This is a genomic window from Pseudomonas sp. NPDC087814 (assembly GCF_044742865.1).
Taxonomy (GTDB): Bacteria; Pseudomonadota; Gammaproteobacteria; order Pseudomonadales; family Pseudomonadaceae; genus Aquipseudomonas.
Window position 1 is genome coordinate 1 of the sequence record NZ_JBIUVK010000069.1, and the last position, 23,514, is coordinate 23,514.

The 23,514-nt window shown below is 62.3% G+C and carries 21 protein-coding genes and 1 pseudogene; 15 read left to right on the forward strand and 7 right to left on the reverse strand.

The window, feature by feature from the left end; genetic code table 11:
* Nucleotides 1–177 precede the first annotated feature (177 nt).
* The 8 genes from ACIOMR_RS28950 (at nucleotide 178) to ACIOMR_RS28985 (ending at nucleotide 8,415) form a co-directional block, all read left to right on the forward strand.
* The gene (locus ACIOMR_RS28950) at nucleotides 178–1,257 is read left to right on the forward strand and encodes a serine hydrolase (RefSeq protein WP_177021131.1); all 1,080 of its coding nucleotides are present in this window, start codon (nucleotides 178–180) and stop codon (nucleotides 1,255–1,257) included.
* On the forward strand, nucleotides 1,254–1,568 hold the full coding sequence (locus tag ACIOMR_RS28955; protein WP_177021695.1) for an amidase: 315 nt from the start codon (nucleotides 1,254–1,256) through the stop codon (nucleotides 1,566–1,568). The genes ACIOMR_RS28950 and ACIOMR_RS28955 overlap by 4 nt, the downstream gene beginning before the upstream one ends.
* Before the next feature lie 129 nt (nucleotides 1,569–1,697).
* A complete protein-coding gene (locus ACIOMR_RS28960; protein WP_401197821.1) occupies nucleotides 1,698–2,873 on the forward strand; it encodes a M20 aminoacylase family protein in 1,176 nt (391 codons plus the stop codon).
* Nucleotides 2,874–2,929: 56 nt separating this feature from the next.
* Entirely contained in the window at nucleotides 2,930–4,240 is a 1,311-nt protein-coding gene (locus ACIOMR_RS28965; RefSeq protein WP_214499279.1) for a citrate-proton symporter, read from the forward strand.
* Nucleotides 4,237–5,679 (forward strand): amidase, encoded by a 1,443-nt coding sequence (locus ACIOMR_RS28970; RefSeq protein ID WP_177021128.1) that lies wholly within the window; start codon nucleotides 4,237–4,239, stop codon nucleotides 5,677–5,679. Before ACIOMR_RS28965 ends, ACIOMR_RS28970 begins: the two co-directional genes overlap by 4 nt.
* Before the next feature lie 64 nt (nucleotides 5,680–5,743).
* Entirely contained in the window at nucleotides 5,744–6,514 is a 771-nt protein-coding gene (locus ACIOMR_RS28975) for a helix-turn-helix domain-containing protein (protein ID WP_003209157.1), read from the forward strand.
* A gap of 160 nt (nucleotides 6,515–6,674) precedes the next feature.
* On the forward strand, nucleotides 6,675–7,256 hold the full coding sequence (locus tag ACIOMR_RS28980) for a YceI family protein (RefSeq protein WP_102606428.1): 582 nt from the start codon (nucleotides 6,675–6,677) through the stop codon (nucleotides 7,254–7,256).
* A 1-nt stretch (nucleotide 7,257) separates the two neighbouring features.
* Nucleotides 7,258–8,415, forward strand: a complete 1,158-nt coding sequence (locus ACIOMR_RS28985) for a phosphatidylserine/phosphatidylglycerophosphate/cardiolipin synthase family protein (protein ID WP_003209153.1) — start codon at nucleotides 7,258–7,260, stop codon at nucleotides 8,413–8,415.
* Between the two features lie 158 nt (nucleotides 8,416–8,573).
* On the opposite strand, the gene bglX is transcribed toward ACIOMR_RS28985, so the two are convergent.
* Complete coding sequence (gene bglX / locus ACIOMR_RS28990; RefSeq protein ID WP_008430891.1) at nucleotides 8,574–10,865, reverse strand: beta-glucosidase BglX; 2,292 nt, start codon at nucleotides 10,863–10,865, stop codon at nucleotides 8,574–8,576.
* Nucleotides 10,866–11,079: 214 nt separating this feature from the next.
* Here bglX and ACIOMR_RS28995 point away from each other — a divergent pair, with 214 nt between their 5' ends.
* From ACIOMR_RS28995 to ACIOMR_RS29010, 4 genes are read left to right on the forward strand one after another with little or no spacing between them, the layout of a single operon-like run.
* On the forward strand, nucleotides 11,080–11,688 hold the full coding sequence (locus tag ACIOMR_RS28995) for a LemA family protein (protein ID WP_003209150.1): 609 nt from the start codon (nucleotides 11,080–11,082) through the stop codon (nucleotides 11,686–11,688).
* Nucleotides 11,688–12,416: a YgcG family protein gene (locus ACIOMR_RS29000; RefSeq protein WP_003209148.1), complete on the forward strand. Its 729-nt coding sequence runs from the start codon at nucleotides 11,688–11,690 to the stop codon at nucleotides 12,414–12,416. The genes ACIOMR_RS28995 and ACIOMR_RS29000 overlap by 1 nt, the downstream gene beginning before the upstream one ends.
* A gap of 28 nt (nucleotides 12,417–12,444) precedes the next feature.
* Nucleotides 12,445–13,062: a TPM domain-containing protein gene (locus tag ACIOMR_RS29005; RefSeq protein WP_003209147.1), complete on the forward strand. Its 618-nt coding sequence runs from the start codon at nucleotides 12,445–12,447 to the stop codon at nucleotides 13,060–13,062.
* A gap of 41 nt (nucleotides 13,063–13,103) precedes the next feature.
* Nucleotides 13,104–14,321 carry an SAM-dependent methyltransferase gene (locus ACIOMR_RS29010; RefSeq protein ID WP_177021123.1) on the forward strand — a complete coding sequence of 406 codons (1,218 nt, stop codon included), beginning with the start codon at nucleotides 13,104–13,106 and terminating at the stop codon, nucleotides 14,319–14,321.
* Between the two features lie 12 nt (nucleotides 14,322–14,333).
* Here ACIOMR_RS29010 and ACIOMR_RS29015 read toward each other — a convergent pair.
* Nucleotides 14,334–15,330 (reverse strand): annotated as a pseudogene (locus ACIOMR_RS29015) (DMT family transporter).
* Between the two features lie 310 nt (nucleotides 15,331–15,640).
* Between ACIOMR_RS29015 and ACIOMR_RS29020 the strand changes: the two are divergent.
* Both ACIOMR_RS29020 and ACIOMR_RS29025 read left to right on the forward strand, forming a co-directional pair.
* Nucleotides 15,641–16,222: a DJ-1/PfpI family protein gene (locus tag ACIOMR_RS29020; protein ID WP_178966397.1), complete on the forward strand. Its 582-nt coding sequence runs from the start codon at nucleotides 15,641–15,643 to the stop codon at nucleotides 16,220–16,222.
* A gap of 16 nt (nucleotides 16,223–16,238) precedes the next feature.
* On the forward strand, nucleotides 16,239–16,556 hold the full coding sequence (locus ACIOMR_RS29025; protein ID WP_003209138.1) for a ribbon-helix-helix domain-containing protein: 318 nt from the start codon (nucleotides 16,239–16,241) through the stop codon (nucleotides 16,554–16,556).
* Between the two features lie 105 nt (nucleotides 16,557–16,661).
* On the opposite strand, the gene ACIOMR_RS29030 is transcribed toward ACIOMR_RS29025, so the two are convergent.
* From ACIOMR_RS29030 to ACIOMR_RS29050, 5 genes are all read right to left on the reverse strand, one after another.
* Entirely contained in the window at nucleotides 16,662–19,220 is a 2,559-nt protein-coding gene (locus ACIOMR_RS29030) for a TonB-dependent receptor (protein ID WP_134325865.1), read from the reverse strand.
* A gap of 128 nt (nucleotides 19,221–19,348) precedes the next feature.
* A complete protein-coding gene (locus ACIOMR_RS29035) occupies nucleotides 19,349–20,317 on the reverse strand; it encodes a FecR family protein (protein ID WP_401197832.1) in 969 nt (322 codons plus the stop codon).
* Complete coding sequence (locus ACIOMR_RS29040) at nucleotides 20,314–20,853, reverse strand: RNA polymerase sigma factor (RefSeq protein ID WP_087692632.1); 540 nt, start codon at nucleotides 20,851–20,853, stop codon at nucleotides 20,314–20,316. The genes ACIOMR_RS29035 and ACIOMR_RS29040 overlap by 4 nt, the downstream gene beginning before the upstream one ends.
* Before the next feature lie 206 nt (nucleotides 20,854–21,059).
* Nucleotides 21,060–21,947, reverse strand: coding sequence for a dihydrodipicolinate synthase family protein (locus ACIOMR_RS29045; protein WP_102368275.1), 888 nt, complete (start codon nucleotides 21,945–21,947; stop codon nucleotides 21,060–21,062).
* A gap of 27 nt (nucleotides 21,948–21,974) precedes the next feature.
* Nucleotides 21,975–22,757, reverse strand: coding sequence for an aldolase (locus tag ACIOMR_RS29050; protein ID WP_401197837.1), 783 nt, complete (start codon nucleotides 22,755–22,757; stop codon nucleotides 21,975–21,977).
* Nucleotides 22,758–22,860: 103 nt separating this feature from the next.
* Here ACIOMR_RS29050 and ACIOMR_RS29055 point away from each other — a divergent pair, with 103 nt between their 5' ends.
* Complete coding sequence (locus tag ACIOMR_RS29055; protein ID WP_003209127.1) at nucleotides 22,861–23,403, forward strand: helix-turn-helix domain-containing protein; 543 nt, start codon at nucleotides 22,861–22,863, stop codon at nucleotides 23,401–23,403.
* Nucleotides 23,404–23,514 lie beyond the last annotated feature (111 nt).

Consider the following 23,514-nt stretch of genomic DNA (forward strand, 5'->3'; position numbering starts at 1 on the left):
TGGGGCAAGAGCGTTTTGCTTACTTTTGCGCTGTTCAAAAGTGAGCCGCTGTAAGAGCGGAACCCATATCAGCCATCACCCAAATAACGGATATGTACTCACCCCAGGGTCCGTAACAAAACCGTCATCCCCCTGGGCTAGGCTCGCGGGCTCGAACGCCCCACGAGTCCCAAGTCCATGTTCAAAGGCCTGCTCTACGCCGCGCTGCTGTTCACCCTGACGGCCCACGCCGAAACCTGGCCGCAGAAGGATTGGTCCCAAGGCCAACCGCTAACCGGCCCGGCCGCCCAAGCCCTGGACGACTACGCCTTCCCACCCCGCGATGACACCACCCGCAAAGGCGTCCGCACCGACGCCTTGCTGGTCATCCGCGACGGCCAGATCATCTACGAACGCTACGCCGCCCCCACCACCGCCAGCACCCCGCACCTGACCTGGTCCATCAGCAAAAGCCTGATGGCCACCGTGCTCGGCGTGGCCTTCGGCGAAAACCGCTTCAAACTCACCGACCCCGCCGCGCGCTTTTACCCGCCGATGAAACAACACCCCGGCGTGACCATGGCCGACCTGCTGCACTGGGCCTCTGGCCTCGACTGGCAGGAAGACTACGAATACGCCCCGCTGAAATCTTCGGTGGTCGCCATGCTCTACACCCGCGGCCACCACGACATGGCCGAGTTCGCCGCCGACACCGCGACCTCCAGCGCCCCCGGCCAGGCATTCCGCTACTCCAGTGGCGACAGCAATATCCTGTCCGCCACCCTCAAGGGCATGCTCGGCCACAAGGCCTACGTCGACTACCCATGGACCGCCCTGTTCCAGCCACTGGGCATCCACAACGCCACCTGGGAAAGCGATGCCGAGGAAACCTTCGTCGCGTCCTCATATGCCTACCTCACCGCCCGCGACCTGGCCCGCGTCGGCCTGCTGATGCAGCGCGACGGCCGTTGGGGCGAGCAACAATTGCTGCCCAAGGAGTGGGTCGCGTTCAATCGCCAACCGTTCGACAAGTACAAGGCGGGCCAGGACGAAGCCGTTCCGGGCGGCCAATGGTGGCTCAACCGCGAAGTGCAGGGTGCCGCCAGACCCTGGCCGGACGCGCCCGCCGACACCTTCGCCGCCCTCGGCCACTGGGGGCAGGCGCTCTACGTGATGCCCGAAAAACAGCTGGTCATCGTGCGCTACGGTGACGACCGCGACGGCAGCTATCGCCACAACGAACTCCTCAAGCGCGTCCTTGCAGCGGTGCAACCATGATCCGCCGTCATCCCTTCGTCAGTCTGTTGATCCTGCTGTTACTCGTGTTGCTCGGCTGGGTCTGGCACGAGCGGGTCAACCTGCAAGCCTTCCCCGACATCATCGCGGCCTACACCGCCAAGGAGTACTGCTCCTGCCGATATGTGGAGGGTAATCCCGCTGATTATTGCCAGGGTTATGTGAAGCAATACGTGCCCACCAGCGCCTTCACCGACAACCCTGAAAAACACCTCGTGACCGCCAGCGGCCTGGGCCGCGCCCACAGTGCCCAATGGCTGGGCCAGCGCGAGGGCTGCCGCCTCTTGCCCTAATGCAGCCACAGGTGGGGCTGAGGTTCCACAGGGTGGAACCACCTTTGATTGTCCTCCTGCGCACATCGCGGTTATCTGGCGGTGTGCAACGAAAAAGAACGGGAACACCCGCCTGCGAGGAGAATCACCATGAGCCCACACCAGCACATTCTGGATTGGCTGAGCGATGTCGCCAGCGACCTGCACGCCGTGCGTCAGGACATTCACGCCCACCCCGAACTGGGTTTTGAAGAAAACCGCACCTCCGCCCTCGTGGCGCAATCGCTGCGTAACTGGGGCTACGAAGTCCACACCGGCATCGGCCAGACCGGCGTGGTGGGTGTGCTGCGCAATGGCAGCAGCTCGCGCAAGCTCGGTATCCGCGCCGACATGGACGCGTTGCCGATCATCGAAAACACCGGCGCCAGCTACAGCAGCCAACACGCCGGCTGCATGCATGCCTGCGGTCATGACGGCCACACCACCATGCTGCTGGGCGCCGCGCGTTACCTGGCCGCGACCCGTCAATTCGACGGCACCCTGAACCTGATTTTCCAGCCCGCCGAAGAAGGCCAGGGCGGCGCCGAAGCCATGCTCGCCGACGGCTTGCTGGAGCGGTTTCCCTGCGACGCATTGTTCGGCATGCACAACATGCCGGGCTTGCCCGCCGGCCATCTGGGCCTGCGCGTTGGACCGATGATGGCCTCCCAGGACCTGCTCACCGTGACCCTCGAAGGCGTCGGTGGCCATGGCTCCATGCCGCACCTGACGGTCGACCCGCTGGTGGCCGCCGCCAGTATGGTCATGGCATTGCAGACCGTGGTGGCGCGCAATATCAATGCCCAGGAAGCCGCCGTGGTGACCGTCGGTGCCCTGCAAGCGGGCCAGGCGGCCAACGTGATTCCCCAGCAAGCACTGTTGCGTTTGAGCCTGCGTGCCCTGGATGCAAGCGTGCGTGAACTGATGCTGGAGCGGGTCAAGGCGATCATCCTGACCCAGGCCGCGAGCTTCGGCTGCACCGCGCAGATCGAACATCGCCCGGCCTATCCGGTGCTGGTCAACCATCCCGAAGAAACCGAATTCGCCCGCCAGGTCGGCGTCGCCCTGCTGGGTGAAGATGCCGTCGACGGCAACACCACCAAGCTGATGGGCAGCGAAGACTTCGCCTGGATGCTGCAACGCTGCCCCGGCAGCTACCTGTTTATCGGCAACGGCGTGTCGCGGCCGATGGTCCACAACCCCGCCTATGACTTCAACGACGACATCCTGTTGACCGGCGCCGCCTACTGGGGCGCGCTGGCCGAGAGCTGGCTCAAGCCCGCCTGACGACCTCTTTTTTCTGCCGCTGGACCCTTTTCCGACTGGTTGAATGGAGTGTTCCCATGCAGGCTTCAAAACAAGGTGTACCCCGCACCCGCCAAGTGGTGGCGGCGGTGATCGGCAATGCGCTGGAATGGTATGACTTCATCGTCTACGGCTTTCTCGCCAGCATCATCGCCCGGCAATTTTTCCCGTCGGAGGATGAATACGCCTCGCTGCTGATGGCCCTGGCCACCTTTGGCGTCGGCTTCTTCATGCGCCCGGTGGGCGGGATTCTGCTGGGCATGTATTCGGACCGTAAAGGCCGCAAGGCCGCGATGCAGTTGATCATCCGGCTGATGACCGTCTCCATCGCCTTGATCGCTTTCGCTCCCAGCTACGCCGCGATCGGCATGGGCGCGCCGATGCTGATCGTGGTTGCACGCATGCTCCAGGGCTTTGCCACCGGCGGCGAATACGCCAGTGCCACGGCGTTCCTGGTGGAAAGCGCGCCGGCCCATCGCAAGGGGTTGTACGGTTCGTGGCAGTTGGTGGGGCAGTGCCTGGCGGTGTTCGGCGGCGCGGCGATGGTGGCGTTGGTCACGCACTTCTTCGAGCCGCAAACCCTTGAAGTCTGGGGCTGGCGCCTGCCGTTCATCTTCGGCTTGCTGATCGGTCCCGTGGGCTTGTGGATCCGCCGGCACATGGAAGACCCCGAGGAATTTATCGAGGCACGCAAACAGGCCAAGGGTGCGGCGCCGAGCTTGATGGACGTCATCCGCGACCACCGCCGCAGCATCTTGGTATCGATGGGCCTGGCCTGTGGTGCAACGGTGTCGTTCTACGTGGTGCTGGTGAACATGCCGACCTTTGCCCACAAGAACCTCGGCCTGCCGTTGGACCAGGTGTTGATGGTGCAGATGTTCGCGGTGGCGCTGATGACCGTGGTGATTCCGCTGTCCGGCCTGCTGTCGGATCGGTTCGGTCGGCGTCCGGTATTGATGGCGTTCACCCTGGCGTTTTTTGTGATGGTGTACCCGCTGTATGTGTGGGTCGCGGCGGCACCGTCCATCGAGCGTTTGCTGGTGATGCAGGTGATGTTGTGCACTGCCATCGGCGGCTTTTTCGGCCCGGCGCCGACGGCCCTGGCCGAGCAGTTTCCCATCGAAGTACGCTCCACCGGGGTGTCGGTGGCTTACAACGTGGCGGTGATGGTATTCGGGGGCTTTGCGCCGTTGATCGTCACCTGGCTCAGCAAGGTGCTGGGCACGCCGGTAGCCCCGGCATTTTATGTGCTGTTCGCTTGCGTCCTGACGCTGCTGGGCACTTACTGCATGCATGAGGCGCCACGGGCGAAACGACCGGCGCCGTTTTCCAGCGAGGTGAAACCTTGAGTATTGTTGAACTGGATGCCATCGAACTGTCTCGGGCGATCCATGCGCGGCAGGTGTCCTGCCATGAAGTGATGCAGGCGTATCTGGCCCAGGTCGAACGCTTCAACCCGACGGTGAATGCGCTGGTCTCGCTGCGCTCCCATGAGGACGTGCTGGCCGAAGCGGCGCAGCGTGATCGCGAGTTGGACCAAGGCCAATCCCGTGGCTGGATGCACGGCATGCCCCAGGCCATCAAGGACCTGGCGGCGACCCAGGGCCTGCGCACCACCCTCGGTTCGCCGCTGTTCGCCGAGCATGTTCCTCAAGAAGATGCGATCAGCGTGGCGCGGGTACGGGCCAGCGGCGCGATCATCATCGGCAAGACCAACGTGCCGGAATTTGGCCTGGGCTCGCAGACCTACAACAGCGTGTTCGGTACCACCGGCAACGCCTATGACCCGCGCCTGGTGGCCGGTGGCAGCAGCGGCGGCGCGGCGGTGGCGCTGGCATTGCGCATGCTGCCGGTAGCGGATGGCAGCGACATGATGGGCTCGCTGCGAAACCCGGGGGCGTTCAATAACGTATTTGGCCTGCGTCCGTCCCAGGGGCGGGTGCCTCACGGGCCGGCGCCGGAGCTGTTCGTCCAGCAACTGGCCACGGAAGGCCCGATGGGTCGCAGCGTGGCGGATGTGGCGCGGCTGCTGAGTGTGCAGGCCGGCTACGACCCTCGGGTGCCGCTGTCGCTCAAGGAGGATCCGGCGGTGTTGGGTGAGCCACTGCAGCGCGACTTCAAGGGTGCACGCCTGGGCTGGCTCGGGGATTACAACGGTTACCTGCCGATGGAAGACGGCGTGATGAGCCTGTGCGAATCGGCCCTCAAGGACTTCGCTGCGCTGGGTTGCGAGGTCGAGCACTGCCAACCGGAATTTTCTCTGGAACGCCTGTGGCAGACCTGGCTGGTGCACCGCCATTGGCTGATCCAGGGCTCCCTCGGCGCGGCCTACGCCGACCCGCAAAAGCGCGCACTGCTCAAGCCGGAGGCGCAATGGGAAGTGCAGGGCGGATTGCAACTGAGTGCGGCGGACGTTTACCAGGCTTCGATCAACCGCAGCGACTGGTACCGCGCCCTGGGCAAACTGTTCGAACGTTACGATTTCCTGTTGCTGCCCACCGCCCAAGTGTTCCCTTTCGATGCACAACAAGCCTGGCCACGCCTCGTCGCAGGGCGCGAGATGGACACCTACCACCGCTGGATGGAAGTGGTGATCGGCCCCACACTGGCCGGCCTGCCGAGCATGAACGTGCCGGTGGGTTTCAACCCCCAGGGCTTGCCCATGGGCCTGCAGATCATCGGCCCGGCCCAGGCGGACAGGGCGGTGTTGCAACTGGCGTACGCCCACGAACAACTGACCCGCTGGGTGCAGCGGCGACCGCCCGCTTGCCTCTCGGCGACCGGTTGAGCCGCGACGGGCCTGTATCTTGCTGTGAAATCAGATCATCCATCGGCATCAAGGAGATCGACACATGGGCAGCGACGCCGAGACGGGAACCGTACGCTCAGTAGGGCGGGCACTGGCGATCATCGAATTGCTCGGCGAGCATCAGGCGCTGGGGCTGGAAGAGTTGCATTACCTGACTCACCTGCCCAAGGCCACGGTCTCGCGGATGCTGCTGACCTTGCAGGAACAGGGCTGGATCTATCGTGGGCTCAGCGACCGGCGTTACCGCCTGCGGGCCAGACGGTTGTTCGGCGACACCCAGCAACGCTTCAAGCGCCAACTGGTGGAAAGCGCCGCGCCGTGGCTGCTGGACCTCAGCGAGCGCACCGGCCTGGTGGTGGACCTGTCGAGCTTCGACGGCGAGCGCCTGGAAGTGATGGAAAGCGCGATCCCCACGGTGCTGCGCAAGCTCTACCCGAACAATTGCCAGATCGTCGGCCAGCACGCCAGCCTGTTTCATTCGGCCATGGGCAAGGCGTGCCTGGCGCAATTGTCGGCGGATGAAGTGCAGCGCCTGGCAGGCCGTGAGCATGTGGCGGAAGACGATCAATACCGGGCGTGTGAACAATCCCAGCACCAGGGGTTTGGCCAACGCACCGAAGGCTACTGGGAATACCCGGTGCGCCTGCCGTTCCTGATTCGCGCGGTGGCCTTGCCGGTGCGGGCCAATGGCCGGTTGGTGGGCAGCATGGCGCTGCATTGGCCGATGGATCAGGCACCGGTGGAACGGGTGCTGAGCCTGCACCTGGCCAGCCTGGAGTCGACGATTCGCGATGTGCAGCAGGCGTTGGCCTGACCACCGTTCCCCCGTAGGAGCGAGCTTGCTCGCGAAGAACTCACAGGCACCGCGTTCATTCAGAATGCCCGCGTCATCGTTGGCAACCTTCGCGAGCAAGCTCGCTCCTACAGGAGGTCTTTGTTACTGTTCGCCCAGGTTTTTTGCCCCACGAGTCTTTATGTCCCTGTTCAAACCCATGGCCTTCCTGCTGCTGGCCGCTGCCGCCGTGCCTGCCCACGCCGACTGGTACCTGGACAACGAGTCCTCGCGCCTGTCGTTCGTCACCACCAAGAACACCGACATCGCCGAAGTGCAGCGCTTCCTGGTGCTGCATGGCAAGGTCGACAGCAAAGGCGCGGCGCAGCTGGAAGTCGAACTGGAGTCGATCAACAGCGGCATCCCGCTGCGCGACGAGCGCATGCGCAATGAGCTGTTCGAGATCAAGACCTTCCCGGACGCGGTGATCAATGCGCAGATCAACCTGCAACCGATCAACGACCTGGCCCCCGGCGCGCAATACGAGCTGCGCCTGCCGCTGTCGGTGACCCTGCACGGCAAGACCCAGGCCTACAGCACCGAATTGCTGGCGACCCGCCTGGATGACCGACGCTTCCAGGTGGTCACCCTGGAGCCATTGGTGGTGCACGCCGAGGATTTCGATTTGCTGCCGGGGGTAGCCGCATTGCGCAAGGCCGCCGGGCTGTCGCAGATCAGCCTGTCGGTGCCGGTGGGTGCGGTACTGATTTTCACGGCGCGCTGACATGAGCGGCGCAGTGTTCCCGTGGCGCAGCGCCAACCGTTTCGAGCTGATGGTCGACGGCCCGAGTTTCTTCCCACGCATGCTGGAAGGTATCGCCCAGGCTGAGCAACAGGTGGCGCTGGAGCTGTATCTGGTGGAGGCGGGCGCGTGTGCCGAGGCGATGGTTCAGGCCCTGGTGGCGGCCGCCGAACGTGGCGTGCGCGTACGTTGCCTGTTCGATGACTACGGCAGCCTGGCGTTTACCCTGGGCCTGCGTCGGCGGTTGATCGATGCCGGGGTGGACCTGCGATTCTACAACCGCCTGAGCTGGCGCCGCTGGATGCGCAACCTCTATCGGGACCACCGCAAGCTGTTGTTGATCGACCAGACCATCGCCGTGGTTGGCGGCACCGGCGTGACGGATGAATTCTGGACGCCCGGGGAAGACACCGCCGACTGGCACGAAGTGATGGTGCAGATTCGTGGCCCGCTGGTGCTGGATTGGCAGGCGTTGTTCGACCGTCAGTGGCTGGCGAACGACGATCGTAGAGCCTGGAAACCGGCCACGCATTTTGGCCTGCCACGCTTGCCCAAGGTGCCAGCGACAGGACCGGGGCTGGGGCGTGTGGCCTATGCCGACGCCCGCCAGCATCGCGATATCTTGCAGTCACTGATCCGTGCGCTGAACAGCGGCCACCAGCGTATCTGGCTGGCCACGCCGTATTTCCTGCCGACCTGGAGCGTACGGCGTGCCCTGCGCCGGGCGGCGGGGCGCGGGGTGGATGTGCGTTTGCTGTTGACCGGGCCACGTACCGATCACCCGTCGGTGCGGTATGCCGGGCACCGTTACTACCCGCGTTTGCTCAAATCCGGGGTGCAGATCTTTGAATACCAGCCGTGCTTCCTGCACTTGAAAATGGTGCTGGTGGATGATTGGGTGAGCATTGGCTCGTGCAACTTCGACCACTGGAATCTGCGCTTCAACCTGGAAGCGAACCTGGAAGCGTTGGACCCGGAATTGACGTTGGCAGTGGTGGCGAGTTTCGAGCGGGATTTTGCCCTGAGCCAGGCGGTGAGCCTTGAGGCATGGCAGTCGCGGCCGTTGTGGCGGCGGGTGAAGCAGCGGGTGTGGGGGTGGATTGATCGGTTGGTGGTCAACCTGCTGGACCGCCGCGGATAAGCCAGAATACCCCAATCAAATGTGGGAGCAAGCCCGCTCCCACATTTTAGATCGTTCCCACGCTCCGCGTGGGAATGCCTCTTGTGACGCTCTGCGTCAAGCGTTGGGACGCGGAGCGTCCCGGGCTGCGTTCCCACGCGGAGCGTGGGAACGCTCAGTTAGAGCAGTTCGAAGCTCTGCTGCTTCACATCCTGCGAATCCAACCCGATCTGCACATTGAACTCGCCCGGCTCAGCCGCAAACTTCAGCTGGGTGTTGTAGAACTTCAAGTCTTCCTCGGTGATGGTGAAGTGCACCGCGCGCTCTTCGCCCGCCTTGAGCATGATCTTCTGGAAGTTCTTCAATTCCTTCACCGGGCGGATCATCGAGCCGGCCACGTCCTGGATATACAGCTGCACCACGGTTTCGCCATCGACCTTGCCGGTGTTTTTCACCACCACGGTGGCGTCGAGCTTGCCGGTCTTGTTCAGGGTGGTGGACGACAGCGCCATGTCCGACAGGCTGAAACTGGTGTAGCTCAAGCCGTAACCGAACGGAAACAGCGGCCCGGTGGTGTCATCGAAGTACTGCGAGGTGTAGTTGCCCGGCTTGCCCGGAGTGAACGGCCGGCCAATGCTCAGGTGGTTGTAGTAGGTCGGAATCTGCCCCACCGAACGCGGGAAGGTGATCGGCAGCTTGCCCGACGGGTTGTAGTCACCGAACAGCACGTCAGCGATAGCGTTGCCGCCTTCGGTGCCGGCGAACCAGGTTTCCAGGATTGCGTCAGCCTGTTCGTTCTCCTCGACAATCGACAGCGGACGGCCGTTCATCAACACCAGCACCAGCGGTTTGCCGGTGGCTTTCAAAGCCTTGATCAGGTCGCGCTGGCTCTGCGGGATGTTCAGGTCGGTGCGGCTCGACGATTCGTGGGACATGCCACGGGACTCGCCCACGGCGGCCACGACCACATCGGCGCCTTTGGCGGCCTTGACGGCTTCGTCGATCATGTCCTGGGACGAGCGCGGGTCATCCACAACTTCCGGGGCATCGAAGTTCAGGAAGTTGAGGTAGTCGACGACTTTCTTGTCGTTGGTGATATTGGCGCCACGGGCATAGATCACCTTGCCCTTGTCGCCGATCACGGCGTTCATGCCGTCCAGCAGGGTCACCGATTGCGCGGGTTTACCGGCAGCGGCCCAGCTGCCCATCATGTCGATCGGCGCCTTGGCCAGCGGGCCGACCAGGGCGATGGTCGCGTCCTTTTTCAGCGGCAGGGTGTTGTTCCGGTTTTTCAGCAGCACCTGGCTGCGGCGCGCCACGTCACGTGCGTCGGCGCGATGCAGGCGGCTTTCGGCGTAGGTGTCGGCCGGGTCATCCTCGGCCTTGCCGATGCGCAGGTACGGGTCGGCGAACAGGCCCATGTCGTACTTGGCGCCGAGCACTTCGCGCACGGCGTTGTCGATGTCGCTCTGTTCGATCTCGCCGGACTTCAGCAGGCCGGGCAATTCCTTGCCGTAGAGCGAGTCGTTCATGCTCATGTCGATGCCGGCCTTGATCGCCAGCTTGGCGGCTTCACGCCCGTCCTTGGCCACGCCGTGCTTGATCAGCTCGAAGATCGCACCGTGGTCGCTCACGGCCAGGCCCTTGAAGCCCCAGTCCTTGCGCAGCAGGTCGTTCATCAGCCAGGTGTTGGCGGTGGCGGGTACGCCGTTGATCGAGTTCAGCGCAACCATCACGCCACCGGCGCCGGCCTTGATGGCGGCGTGGTAGGGCGGCAGGTAGTCCTGGTACATCTTGACCGGGCTCATGTCGACCACGTTGTAGTCGCGACCGCCTTCCACCGCGCCATACAGGGCGAAGTGCTTGACGCTGGCCATGATGCTGTCGGCCTTGGCCGGGCTGCTGCCCTGGAAGGCCTTGACCATCACTTCGGCAATGCGCGAGGTCAGGTAGGTGTCTTCGCCAAAGCCTTCGGAGGTACGGCCCCAGCGCGGGTCGCGGGAGATGTCGACCATTGGCGCGAAGGTGATGTCGAGGCTGTCGGCGGCAGCTTCCTGGGCGGCGATGCGCCCGGAGTGGCCGATGGCGTCCATGTCCCAGCTGGATGCCAGGGCCAGGCTGATGGGGAATATCGTGCGGTGGCCGTGGATCACGTCGTAGGCGAAGAACATCGGGATCTTCAACCGGCTGCGCATGGCTGCGTCCTGCATCGGACGGTTTTCCGGGCGGGTTATCGAATTGAAGGTGCCGCCGATGCGACCGGCGGCGATTTCCTTGCGGATCAGTTCGCGGGGCATTTCGGGGCCGATGCTGATCAGGCGCAATTGGCCGATCTTCTCATCAAGGGTCATCTGCTTGAGCAGGTCACTGACGAAGGCGTCCTTATCCTTGAGCACTGCGGGCTTTGTTTCGGCTAATACGGAATGAGTGGCCAAACTGACAACAAGGCCCAGCAAACACAGCTTCTTCATGAAAATCCTTTCTCGCAGCCTTGGGACCGGAGAGCGTCTATTGTTGTTCGGGTGTTGTTCAGATAAATACCGCACACTTCTGAACTCTTATTGGCGCTGGGCATCTTTTAGCTGATTGGCACGATGCAATCCAGTGGGTGGTGGCGGATTATGCCCTAAGCCCGTGGCTAACGCGTCAGTCGGTAAATTTCATAGGTTTGGCAGGAGAAACACCATGCAAGCAGCACAAGGTTACCGTTGGGGCTGGAAGGCCGTGGCATTGATACTGGTGAGCACCGTGCTGAGCGGTTGCGGCATCAACAAGATCCCGACCCTGGACGAACAGGCCAAGGCGGCCTGGGCCCAGGTGCAGAACCAGTACCAGCGGCGCGCCGACCTGATCCCCAACCTGGTGGAAGTGGTCAAGGGCTACGCCGCCCATGAACAGGACACCCTGACGGCCGTGATCGAAGCGCGGGCCAAGGCCACCTCGATCCAGGTGGACGCCAGCACCCTCGACAATCCCGAGAAACTCAAGCAGTTCCAGCAAGCCCAGGACGGTTTGAGCGGTGCACTCAGCCGTTTGATGGTGGTGTCCGAGCGCTACCCGGACCTGAAGGCCAACCAGAACTTCCTGGCCCTGCAATCGCAGCTTGAAGGCACCGAAAATCGCATCGCCGTGGCCCGCCGCGACTTTATCCAGGCAGTGCAGGCCTACAACACCGAGATCCGCACCTTCCCTGGCCGCCTGTGGCACAGCGTGATGTACAGCGACTTGCCGGTCCGCGCCAACTTCGAGGCCACGAGTGCCGATGCCGATAAAGCGCCGCAAGTGAAATTCTGATGGGCAAGCGCGCTTGGCTGATGGCGGCGGTGCTGCTGGCCTTCAGCCTGACCGCCCAGGCCGCCCTGAATTTCCCGGCCCTGACCGGACGGGTGGTGGACAACGCCCAGATGATCGACCCGGCCGTGCGTGCGCAGCTGACCCAGCAGTTGCAGGCGCTGGAGCAGACCAGCGGCGACCAGATCGTGGTGGTCACCGTGCCCGACCTGCAAGGCGTGCCCATTGAAGACTTCGGTTATCAACTGGGCCGCGCCTGGGGCATCGGCCAGAAGGGCAAGGACAACGGCGCCCTGCTGATCGTCGCCCGGGATGAGCACAAGATTCGCATCGAAGTGGGTTATGGCCTGGAAGGCGTGCTCACGGATGCGCAGTCCTGGGTGATCATCAACCAGGTGATCGCCCCGGCGTTCAAGGCGGGCAACTACAGCAAGGGCATCAGCGACGGCGTGGCGGCGATGCTGCAGGTGGTGGGCGGCGATCCGCTGGCCGTACCGGCGCATGTGTCCGAGGCCAACTTCGCCAAGCAAAACCCGGGCATTTCCATTGGCCTGTTCATCCTGTTGCTGGCAGTGTTGTGGCTGTGCAATCGCATGGGCCTGCCCGTTGGCGCTATCCTGCTGGCGATTCTTAGCAGCAGCGGTCGTGGCGGCGGGGGAGGCGGTGGCGGTGGTGGCTTCAGGGGCGGCGGCGGTGGTTTTGGCGGCGGTGGCGCCTCGGGCGGCTGGTAATGACAATAACTAGAGAGCATCAACAACCATGGCATTACTGAGTCAACACGAGCAACGCCAGGTCGCCGAGGCGATCGCCCGGGTCGAGCAACAGACCGACGCCGAACTGGTGACCGTGCTCGCGGCCCGCGCCGACGACTACGCCTACATCCCGCTGTTGTGGGCCAGCCTGCTGGCGCTGGTGGTGCCGGGGATCATCCACTACCTGTCGGGCTGGTTGACCATGTACACCTTGCTGCTGGCGCAGTGGGGCACTTTCGTCGTGCTGTGCCTGGTGTTCCGTTTGCCCAGGGTCACCACGCGACTGATCCCGCGCTCGGTGCGCCATTGGCGCGCGTCCAACCTGGCACGGCGGCAGTTTCTCGAGCAGCACCTGCACCACACGCTGGGCAGCACCGGGGTGCTGATTTTTGTCAGTGAGGCCGAGCGGTATGTGGAAATCCTGGTGGACAAGGGGATTTCCAGTCGCCTGGATGACAGCAGTTGGGATGCGATCGTCAAGGACTTCACCCGCCAGGTGAAGCAAGGCCAGACGTTGGCCGGGTTTGTGGCGTGTATTGAGGCTTGCGGGGAATTGCTCAGGGAGCACGTACCGGTGACCCACGCACGCAATGAGCTGCCGAATCGGTTGGTGGTGTTGGAGTAGTGTAAAATTCCCGGCATTCCCTGCCCGAGGCGTTTTTGTTCATGTCTGCCACCGCTAAACCTGCCAGCCCCGCGCCGGATCATCACGCGCAGTTCCTCGAACTGCTGAGCGCGAGCCTTGAGCAAAACGCCTTTATCAAGCTGGTGCTGGCCAAGTACGTCGGCACCGAGCCTGATCTTCAGAAGCTGATCATCAAGCAGCTGACGGTCAAGGATCAGCCTTGCCTGTCCTTCGTCTATCGCTACAAGACCCGCGACATCACCAAGAACTTCTCCCTGGCCGACGGCGTGGCGGCAATTGCCGAATTGTTGCCGGCGGCGTTCAAGAATGCGCACCTGCTGTCGGTGACCGACGAAGCCCAGCTGGAATACAGCAAGAAGAACAAAAGCTCACTGTTCAAAAGCAAGCCGCAGCAACTGCGCGAAGCGCCGTCTGCCGAGCACAACCGCGAGAAGAATCGCTTCCTGGACCTGACCCGGCCCTTTCTCGCCGACCTTGGCGTGACCAACGCCAAACACGAGCTGATCCCGGCGATGTCGCGCAAGTGGAAGCAGATCAACAAATTCATCGAAGTGTTCAGCCATGCGCTGACCACCTCGCCGCTGAAGCTGGACCAGCCGGTGCGGGTCGCGGACTTTGGTTCGGGCAAGGGTTACCTGACGTTTGCCATCCACGACTACCTGCGCAACACCCTCAACGCCGAGGGCGAAGTCACCGGCGTGGAGCTGCGCGAAGACATGGTGACCCTGTGCAACAACGCCGCCGCCCGCCTGGACCACCCGGGGCTGGTGTTCAAGTGCGGGGATGTGCGCAGCGTCGCGCCCAGCGAGCTGGACGTGATGATCGCCCTGCATGCCTGCGACATCGCCACCGACTACGCGATTCACACCGGCATCCGCTCCGGTGCGTCGATCATCATGTGCTCGCCGTGCTGCCACAAGCAGATTCGCCTGCAGATCCAGAGCCCGGCGCTGCTCAAGCCGATGCTGCAATACGGCCTGCACCTGGGCCAGCAGGCGGAAATGGTCACCGACAGTTTGCGCGCGTTGTTCCTTGAAGCGTGCGGCTATGAGACCAAGGTGTTTGAGTTCATCTCGTTGGAGCACACCAACAAGAACAAGATGATCCTGGCCGTGAAGCGTGCCGAGCCGGTGGACAACGCTCAACTCCTGGAGAAAATCCAGGAGCTCAAGGCGTTCTACAACATCACCGAACATTGCCTGGAAACCCTGCTGCGGTCGGAAGGTTACCTCGCCTGAGTACGACGCAAATCAAAAATGTGGGAGCGGGCTTGCTCGCGAAAGCGGTGTGTCAGTCACCTGATGTATCAACTGACCCACCGCATTCGCGAGCAAGCCCGCTCCCACATTAGATCGCGCTAGCCTTGGGAGCTGGCGCAGGCTTCACGCTGGTCTTGCGCCCCAACATCACCGTCACAATCACCCCGCAGGCAAACAGCCAGGTAATCGGCTCGATGTGTTCACCAAAAAACAGCGCCGAAAACGCGATGGTGAAAAAGATCTGCAACAGCTGAATCTGGCTGACCCGGGCGATGCCACCCATGGCGAGCCCGGCGTACCACGCAAAGAACCCCAGGAACTGCGAAAACAACGAGACATAACCAAACGCCCACCAGGTGCGCATGGAAATCGGCCCTTCGTGTTGCAGCGCCAGGTAGGCCACCGGCCCGATCAATACCGGCGTCGACAGCACCAGCGCCCAGCAGATTACCTGCCAGCCGCCCATCTCCTTGGCCAACCGGCCGCCTTCGGCATAACCCAGGCCACCCACGGCAATCGCGCCGAGCATCAACAGGTCGCCCGCCTGGATGCTGCCGGCCCCGGTGATCAACGCATAACTCAGCACCAGCGCACTGCCCAGCGCCGCGCAGGCCCAGAAGGCCTTCGACGGACGTTCATGGGACAGCCACGCCGCATACAGCGCCACGCACAGCGGCTGCAACCCGTTGACCAGCGCGCCATGGGACGCGGGCAAGGTTTGCATGGCCCAGGCCGACAACACCGGGAAACCCAGGATTACCCCGGCAATCACCAGCGTCAGCCCGCGCACCTGGCGCCAGGTGGGCCAGCGCTCACGGCGCCACAGCAACAACGCCGCCGCCGGCACCGCCGCGAACAACGCCCGGCCCAGGCCATTGAGCAACGGGTGGATTTCCTGCACCACGATACGGGTGAAGGGCAGGGTGAGGCTGAAGATGACGACGCCCAGCAGGCCGAGGGCCATGCCGGTATTTTCGCGGGAGCTCATGGAAGGAACCAGAATCGAATGGGCCGGAAGTGGATGTTCATCTAGCCACAAAGCCCCGCAAACGCGCGCTTACAGCTGGGTGCAGATTGGACCGTACAGTTTGTGTAGGAGCGAGCTTGCTCGCGAAAAACCTGAGAGCGTCGCGGGCTGTCTGGTTACCCGCGTTATCGTTAACGTGCTTCGCGAGCAAGCTCGCTCCTACAGAGGGCTGGTCCGCAATGATGTAGTAGCGGGCCATTACCCGGCTCATCGGCACAGGTCTATCTTGGCTACTCCTATCTGCCCAACCGTTCAACCGGAGGAATGTCCCATGGCCGCGAAAAAAATCCTGATGCTGGTCGGCGATTACGTCGAAGACTATGAAGTGATGGTGCCGTTCCAGGCGCTGCTGATGGTGGGGCATACCGTGCACGCGGTGTGCCCTGACAAGGCTGCCAGCCAGACCGTGCGCACGGCGATCCACGACTTCGAAGGCGACCAGACCTACAGCGAAAAGCCCGGGCACCTGTTCGCCCTGAATGCGGATTTTGCCAAGGTGAACGCCGCCGACTACGACGCGCTGCTGGTGCCGGGTGGCCGTGCCCCTGAGTACCTGCGGCTGAACGAAAAGGTCCTGCAACTGGTCAAGGATTTCGATCAGGCTGGCAAACCCATCGCTGCCGTGTGCCATGGCGCTCAACTGCTGGCGGCTGCCGGGATCCTGGAAGGCCGAGAGTGCAGCGCCTACCCGGCGTGCGGGCCGGAGGTACGACTGGCGGGCGGTACGTTCATCGATATCCCGGTGACCGACAGCCACGTTCAAGGCAATCTGGTGACGGCCCCGGCGTGGCCGGCGCACCCAAGCTGGCTCGCGGGTTTCCTCGGCCTGCTGGGCACCAAAATCACCCTGTAAAGCGGAGGTCATCGCCATGTGCGAACTGTACGTCAAGGCCGACCCGATTCTGTACGAATCCCGCTCGCGCTCCCTGCGCATCTGCGGCGTGGTGACCACCGTGCGCCTGGAAAACCAGTTCTGGGACATCCTCAGCGAGATCGCCGAGGTGGATGGCATGACCACCAATCAACTGATCGCCAAGCTGTATGAAGAAGTGATGGATTACCGCGGCGAAGTGGTGAATTTTGCTTCGTTCTTGCGGGTGAGTTGCACGCGGTATTTGAGCAAGCAGCGGGTTCACGCCCCAGAGCTCAGCCTTGTGAATACAAGAAATGGCGCGCAGAAGATCTGAATGTGGGAGCGGGCTTGCTCGCGAAGGCGGTGTGTCAGGTAACTCATGTACCGACTGATCCAGCGCTTTCGCGAGCAAGCCCGCTCCCACATTGATTAGGTGGGGTCAGAAGAACCGCGTCACACTGATCTTCGCATCCCGGCCCTTGGTGTAGGCGCGGTCGCCGCTCAGGGCCGGTCGGAAGTTGTTGTTGAACAGGTTGTCTACGGTGAAGTTCACCTCGGTACCCTTGAGGTAAGCCTGTTGCGGCTTCCAGCTGGCGAAGAGGCCCTGGGTGTTGTAGCGCTTGTTGCCGTACTGGTCGTAGAACAGGTCGCCGATGCTGGTGCCCGGGCCGCCGGAATACTTGTCGCTCGGCAGGCGGCTGGTGGCGCCGATGAACTGCCCTTGCCAGCCTACCCGCATATCCAGGCTCGGGATCTTGGTGCCGAGCACCACCACCCATTTGGTTGGCGGAATGTCCCGCGCCCAGACGTCCGGCCCCCACGGGTTGGTGTAGGCGCCTTCATGTTTACCGGTGGTGTAGGCGAACGATACCGAGCCGAACACGTAGGTGGAGTCATAGAAACTCTCGGCCTCGAAACCCTTGATGGTCATGCCGCCGATGTTGCGGTAGTTGGACATCGCGCCCGGCGGGCAGGCGCTGGAAATCGTCCCGCCGTTGACCGCCTGGTTCTGGCAGCCCACGCCTGTGGCCTTGAAGATTTCGTCCTCGACCTTGTTGTGGAACAGCGTGGTACGCAGTTGCAGGTTGTCGCCGTGGGCGAACACGTCGGCGAAACTGGTGACGTTGCCCAGGGTGATGGAGGTGATGCGCTCCGGGTCCAGGTCCAGGCTGGTGGCGGTGCGGCTGCCCAGGCCCTGGACTTCATACTGCTCGTCGATCACTGGCGCACGCCAGGTGCGGCTCCAGTTGGCGAACATCGCCACGTTCGGGGTGATGGTCCAGTACGCCGCCAGGCGTGGCGACCAGCCGGTGTAAGTGCGGTCGCTGTAGTCATGGCCGATGGCCGGGTCCGGGTTGCTGTAGTACGGCGCGTCGTTGGCCTCGCCGCGGTTGCGCACATGGTCATAGCGCATCGACGGGGTAATGGTCACATCGCCCAGCGTCACCGCGTCCTGGATAAAGAAGCTGTTGGTGTCGACCTTGCCATGGGGCATGAAGCCCGGCTGGAAGTGCCCGTAGTTGTATTTCGGGGTGTTGTAGGTGGCGCCGGGCATCCACATTTCGGTTTCCCGGGTGTGCTTGCGGATTTGCACACCGGTGGTCACCGCGTGCTGCAACGCACCGGTGGAAAACAGGCTGACGTTGCGTACGTCGAGGTTCTTGTCGTTATAGGAGGTGTCCATCTTGCGCCCGCCGGTGGCCAACTGGAAAAACGCCGTGGCGTCGCGCTCGTCGGTCTGGTCGGTATTGGATTCGGAGTACTTGATGGTCAAGTCCACCAGCGGGTTATTCATCGGCTGGTATTCGTACTTGCCGGACCAGGTGGTGTCGACGGTATTGCGGTTGGCCAGGAAGCGTTTCAGCGCGGCTTCGTAGCCATAGCGGTCGATGTTGGCCTGGGTCGGCGGCGTCGGGTAGCTGGCGGCAGAGAAGGGCGTCCAGCGCTGGCTGTTGGAGCGCGAATACGACAGACCCAGGCTTTGCTCATCGGTGAAGTGAGCATTGAACTTGAACAGTTTGCCGTCCACATTCTGGGCGCTGTTGGGCAGGCGCTTGGGGTTGATCGGGTACTGGTTGTTGTCGTTGGGCAGGGTGGCGGCCAGCTTCATGTCGCCGCCGTCGCGCTGGGTCAGGTAGGCCAGCGCATCGAAGCGGCCGTCATCGGTACGCCCGTAAACGGCACTGCTGTAGACCTGCTCATGGTCGTTGCTGGAGTAGCCGTATTTGAGCATGGCACCGCTGTTGCGCCCGTCCTTGAGCAGGTCCGGGGCATCCTTGGTGGTCATGTTGACCGTACCGCCAAAGCCGCCATTGCCGCTGAAGGGCGAGTTGGGGCCTTTCTCCACTTCGATGCTCTTGATCAGCTCGGGCTCGATAAACACAGTGCCCTGCTGGTAGCGCTCAAAACCGCTTTTGGTGGCGCCATCGACGGTCAGCGGCACGTCTTCGGCGTCGCCGAAACCACGGATGTTGATGGTCTGGCCACCGGGCTTCAGCGAGCCGCCCTGGCTGATGCCGGGCAAGGTTTGCAGCAGGCTGGGAATGTTGTTGGACTGGTATCGGTCGATGTCCGCCTGGGTCAGGGTGGAACGGCCGACGGTGGTGGAGTCGACCTCGCTGCCGGTGCCGATCACGCTCAGGGCGTCGAGCTGGATCGCGCTGCTGTTGGTGGTCTTGCCCTCTTCGGGGCGTACCACGTAAGTGCTGCCGACCTTGAGCAATACGAACTCGCCGTCCTTGAGCAGGGTGCGAATCGCCACTTCCGGTGTGAAGTCGCCATTGAGGGCCGGCGCCTGGATATTTTTCAGCAGCGCTTCATCGAACAGCAGCTGGATTTTCGCCTGCTGCGCCACCTGGCTCAGGGACGTGGCCAGGGACTGGGCCGGCAGTTGCAGCTTGAACGACTCGGCCTGGGCACTCAGGCTGAAGGCCAGGCAGGCGGCAATGGCGGTGGGTCGAAGAAACAGGTGCTGAACGTGGCAAGGCGCGCGAAACATGAAATCCCCCGGAGTAGCCAAATGGCCAGAAAGGTGTGCGTATCAAACGCAGACCCGAGGAAGACGCGGCAGGAAAAATAATCCTCACATGCGAATGCAAAATATTCTCAAATAAGAATTCCGCGGGGCTATTTGCGCGGTTCGATCCTGATATTGCCGTCGGCCAGGGCCACGGTTTTCACCGGCAATAGCGCCGGCAGGGCGTTGAGCAGGGCGTCCGGATCATTCACGTCCAGATTGCCCGAGACCTTCAGTTGCGCCACCGCGCTGTCCACCAGCAACGGCGCCTGGGGCCGGTACAGGCTCAACTCGTCCATCAGGCTGGCCAGCTCGCGATTACGAAACGACACGTGGCCGCCGCGCCAATCGGCGACCTCGCCGGCAGTGAGGATTTGCTGCTGCAGCGTGCCTTTGGCATAACTGAACGTAGCGCGCTGATCGGCGCCGAGCAGGGTGGCCGGCAGCCTGGCATCCGGATCGAACGCCACTTGCCCATGGGCCACGCTGACCACCAACTGCTGCTTGCTGCGCCGCACATCGAAGCCGGTGCCGACCACCCGCACATTGGCTTCACCGGCCTGCACGAACAGCGGTCGTTCCTTGTCGGGCGCCACCTCGATATACAACTGGCCCTGATCCAGATGCACGATGCGCTGGTGACTGTTGAAGTCCACCCGCAGGCGCGTATTGGCGTTGACGTACAAGGTGCTGCCGTCAGGCAAATGCATGGTGCGCATTCCTTTGGCATGGGCCGCGACCTGGGCGTGGAACAGCTCGCGTGGGGCGCCGATGTTGCTCGTCAGCACGGCACACACCAGGGCGGCAGCCACCGCCAGGGCCGGGCGCCACACGGGTGGTTTGCGCACGGGCAGCGGTGTCGGTTTGTTCAGTTGCTGCAACTGGGCCAGGTCGGCCCAAAGCTGTTCGAATTCCGCATAGGCGCGGGCATGGGCCGGCTCGGACTGCCAGGCGGCAAACGCTTTGCGGTCGGCGCGACCGGCGTCATTGCGGTTGCGCGCAAACCAGCTGACGGCCTGGGCATCGATGGAGTCGCTGGCCTCGATGTCACAGGTGTCGATGTCGCTCAGACGGGTCATTCTGGCTGCTCCTTGCCCTGTTCTTGTTGAAGTCGCTGCTTGCAATGCAGCAAGGCAAAAGCGATGTGCTTTTCCACCATGCTGACCGAAACGCCCATGCGCTCGGCGATCTGCGCCTGGCTCAGGCCTTCGAAGCGGTGCAGCATAAGGGCTTCTCGTCTTCTCGGCGAGAGTTCAGAGAGGACTTCTTTCAACTGTTCCAGGCGTTGCAGGCGTTGCGCGGCGGCCATGGGATCGTCTCGCGAGTCGCTGACAGGTTCGGCATCCAGTTCGGCCTGTTGCTGGTGGACGGTGTGCCGCACCTTTTGTTTGCGCCAGTGATCGCGCAGCAGATTGCGCGCCATCTGGAACAGAAACGCCCGTGGCTGCTCGACCTGAGCCCGGTCGCGGTAGTCCAGCCATTGGGTGAAGACATCCTGGGTCATGTCTGCCGCGTCGCTGGCGTTGTCCGTGCGTTTACGCAGGAAATGCAGGATATCTGCATAAAACCCGCGAAAGGCATCGGCCGACAGTGGGTCGGGCTTGGGACGAGACATGGATATCCTTCTTGACGAAGCACGACGTGGAAAAGTCGTGAATGATATCGAGAATTATTGTCATTTGTCTCTATTGAAAATCCAAGGTTGGATGCGGACTAAATGTGGGAGCGGGCTTGCTCGCGAATGCGGTGAGTCAGTCGACCTATTAATTGACTGACCCACCGCCTTCGCGAGCAAGCCCGCTGCCACATTTGGATTGCGTTTCAGCGCAACAGGGTCAGTAGTTCTTGCAACTGAACACGGCCTGCCTCAGCCAGCGGGAACACCGGCAGCCGTGGATCCCCCGACTCCAGGCCCGTCAGCCGCAAACCGGCCTTGATCGTCGCCGGCAAGCCACCTTTGAGGATGAAATCCAGCAACGGCAACTGGCGATAAAACAGCTCCCGCGCTTTCTCCAGGTCATTGGCCAAAACGGCTTCATACAAATCCAGGTTGAGCTGAGGAATCAGATTCGGCGCCGCCGTGCACCAACCTTTCGCACCCGCCGCAAACGCCTCCAGCGCCAGCGGATTGCAGCCGTTGTAGAACGGCACCTGGCCCTCGCTGCGCCGGTGCAATTGGTGCATGCGCTGAATATCCCCGGTGCTTTCCTTGACCATGGTCACGTTGTCGACGCTGTTGACGATGCGCAGGATCAAGTCCACCGACATGTCGGTGCCACTGGTGGCCGGGTTGTTGTAGAGCATGATCGGCACGCCGATGCTGTCGCCAATGGCCGCATAGTGGGCGAGGATTTCCGCCTCGCTGAGTTTCCAGTACGAGGCCGGCAATACCATCACCACGTCCGCGCCGTGGGCCTCGGCAAACTGCGCACGACGCACGGCCTTGGCGGTGGTCAGGTCGGAGACGCTGACGATGGTCGGCACACGCTTGCCCACCTTCTGGATGCTGTAGGCGGCGACTTCATCCCACTCTGCATCACTGAGATAGGCGCCTTCGCCGGTGCTGCCCAACGGTGCGACAGCGTGCACGCCGCTGTCGATCAGGCGGTCGATCGAAAGGCCCAGGGCGTCGAGGTCAATGCGCTGGCCGTCCGCGCTGAACGGGGTAATGGTGTAGCCGATAATGCCGTGAATAGAAGGGCTGGACATGGAAAGGTCTCCGGTCGAAAAAGGGTTTCAGTTCAGGCAATCGGCGTGTTGGCGCAGGTTCTGCCGAGCGTAGTAGTTGAACGCGGCGCCGTGGCGCTTGGGCTTGGAAATCCAGTCATGGGCTTCGCGGCCCAGTTCCGGCAGGATCGGCTTGATCGTGCCGGCGGCCATCGCCAGCAGCTGCAACTTGGCCGCGCGCTCGATCAACTGCGCGATCACACAGGCTTCCTCGATGCTCGCCCCAGTGGACAATTGGCCGTGGTGGGAAAGCATAATCGCGCGTTTATCCCCCAGGGCAGCGGTGATGATTTCACCTTCTTCGTTGCCCACCGGCACCCCGGGCCAGGCTTCGAGGAATGCGCAATCTTCGTACAACGGGCAGAGGTCCATGTGGGACACCTGCAACGGCACTTCCAGCATCGACAACGCAGCGATGTGGGTCGGGTGAGTGTGGATGATGCAGTTCACGTCCGGGCGACCGCGGTACACCCAGCTGTGAAAACGGTTGGCCGGGTTGGGCATGCCATGGCCTTCCAGCACCTCCAGGTCTTCGTTGACCAGCAACAGGTTGCTGGCGGTGATCTCATCAAAACCCAGGCCCAGTTGTTGGGTGTAGTAGGTGCCAAGTGCCGGGCCACGGGCGGTGATCTGCCCGGCGAGGCCGGAGTCGTGGCCGTTTTCGAACAGGATCCGGCAGGTCAGCGCCAGCTTTTGCCGGTCGGTCCACGTATTATCCGCCAGGGTGTTTTGCATCTGGGTCAGCGCCTGCTTGACCAGCTGGTCTTTCGGGAGTGCTAATGTCTTGGCCATATCAGTGTCCTTGTTCGTCGCAAATGACACTAAAGAGACTATATGACACAAAGTGTCATTGGCAAGTATTCATCATCGCCTCTTAATGGATTAACCGCTGCGCATGTCTATCCGTTTGAAAATATTGAGAAAAAAACTTGGTGTGACGTTGGAGTCGCTCGCGGAAAAATCCGGGATGACCAAGAGTTACCTGTCGAAAGTCGAGCGCGGGTTGAATACGCCGTCGATTGCGGCGGCGCTGAAACTGGCCAAGGCGTTGAATGTGAAGGTCGAAGAATTGTTCAGCGAGGACAATGTCAGCCTCGACAGCTACAGCCTGGTGCGCAGCCACGAACGGCAGGCGTTGTCGGGCACCGATGCGTCACCGGGTTACGCGGTGCTGGCGCATCAGGTCAGTGAGCGTAGTTTGTTGCCGTTCATCATTTACCCGCCGGCGGAGTTCACCGACAAGACCTTCAAGGAACATTTGGGGGAGGAGTTTTTGTTTGTGCATGAAGGTCAGGTTGAGGTGGATTTCATGAGTGAGCGGGTGGTGTTGAATCGGGGGGATGCTTTGCATTTCAATGCGCAGAAGCCGCATCGGATTCGGTCGGTGGGGGAGGTTCAGGCGCAGCTTTTGGTGGTGGTGCATAGTGCTGAGGGGTGATGGTGGGGGTGGGGGCATATCCGTTATTTGGGTGATGGCTTATATCGGTTCCGCTCTTACAGCGGCTCACTTTTGAACAGCGCAAAAGTAAGCAAAACGCTCTTGCCCCAC

What these genes read in the sequence shown, in the direction of transcription:
- ACIOMR_RS28950 (WP_177021131.1), top strand. Translation starts at nt 178, where the DNA reads ATGTTCAAAGGCCTGCTCTACGCCGCGCTGCTGTTCACCCTGACGGCC.
- ACIOMR_RS28955 (WP_177021695.1), top strand. Translation starts at nt 1,254, where the DNA reads ATGATCCGCCGTCATCCCTTCGTCAGTCTGTTGATCCTGCTGTTACTC.
- ACIOMR_RS28960 (WP_401197821.1), top strand. Translation starts at nt 1,698, where the DNA reads ATGAGCCCACACCAGCACATTCTGGATTGGCTGAGCGATGTCGCCAGC.
- ACIOMR_RS28965 (WP_214499279.1), top strand. Translation starts at nt 2,930, where the DNA reads ATGCAGGCTTCAAAACAAGGTGTACCCCGCACCCGCCAAGTGGTGGCG.
- ACIOMR_RS28975 (WP_003209157.1), top strand. Translation starts at nt 5,744, where the DNA reads ATGGGCAGCGACGCCGAGACGGGAACCGTACGCTCAGTAGGGCGGGCA.
- ACIOMR_RS28980 (WP_102606428.1), top strand. Translation starts at nt 6,675, where the DNA reads ATGTCCCTGTTCAAACCCATGGCCTTCCTGCTGCTGGCCGCTGCCGCC.
- ACIOMR_RS28985 (WP_003209153.1), top strand. Translation starts at nt 7,258, where the DNA reads ATGAGCGGCGCAGTGTTCCCGTGGCGCAGCGCCAACCGTTTCGAGCTG.
- bglX (WP_008430891.1), bottom strand. Translation starts at nt 10,865, where the DNA reads ATGAAGAAGCTGTGTTTGCTGGGCCTTGTTGTCAGTTTGGCCACTCAT.
- ACIOMR_RS28995 (WP_003209150.1), top strand. Translation starts at nt 11,080, where the DNA reads ATGCAAGCAGCACAAGGTTACCGTTGGGGCTGGAAGGCCGTGGCATTG.
- ACIOMR_RS29000 (WP_003209148.1), top strand. Translation starts at nt 11,688, where the DNA reads ATGGGCAAGCGCGCTTGGCTGATGGCGGCGGTGCTGCTGGCCTTCAGC.
- ACIOMR_RS29005 (WP_003209147.1), top strand. Translation starts at nt 12,445, where the DNA reads ATGGCATTACTGAGTCAACACGAGCAACGCCAGGTCGCCGAGGCGATC.
- ACIOMR_RS29010 (WP_177021123.1), top strand. Translation starts at nt 13,104, where the DNA reads ATGTCTGCCACCGCTAAACCTGCCAGCCCCGCGCCGGATCATCACGCG.
- ACIOMR_RS29020 (WP_178966397.1), top strand. Translation starts at nt 15,641, where the DNA reads ATGGCCGCGAAAAAAATCCTGATGCTGGTCGGCGATTACGTCGAAGAC.
- ACIOMR_RS29025 (WP_003209138.1), top strand. Translation starts at nt 16,239, where the DNA reads ATGTGCGAACTGTACGTCAAGGCCGACCCGATTCTGTACGAATCCCGC.
- ACIOMR_RS29030 (WP_134325865.1), bottom strand. Translation starts at nt 19,220, where the DNA reads ATGTTTCGCGCGCCTTGCCACGTTCAGCACCTGTTTCTTCGACCCACC.
- ACIOMR_RS29035 (WP_401197832.1), bottom strand. Translation starts at nt 20,317, where the DNA reads ATGACCCGTCTGAGCGACATCGACACCTGTGACATCGAGGCCAGCGAC.
- ACIOMR_RS29040 (WP_087692632.1), bottom strand. Translation starts at nt 20,853, where the DNA reads ATGTCTCGTCCCAAGCCCGACCCACTGTCGGCCGATGCCTTTCGCGGG.
- ACIOMR_RS29045 (WP_102368275.1), bottom strand. Translation starts at nt 21,947, where the DNA reads ATGTCCAGCCCTTCTATTCACGGCATTATCGGCTACACCATTACCCCG.
- ACIOMR_RS29050 (WP_401197837.1), bottom strand. Translation starts at nt 22,757, where the DNA reads ATGGCCAAGACATTAGCACTCCCGAAAGACCAGCTGGTCAAGCAGGCG.
- ACIOMR_RS29055 (WP_003209127.1), top strand. Translation starts at nt 22,861, where the DNA reads ATGTCTATCCGTTTGAAAATATTGAGAAAAAAACTTGGTGTGACGTTG.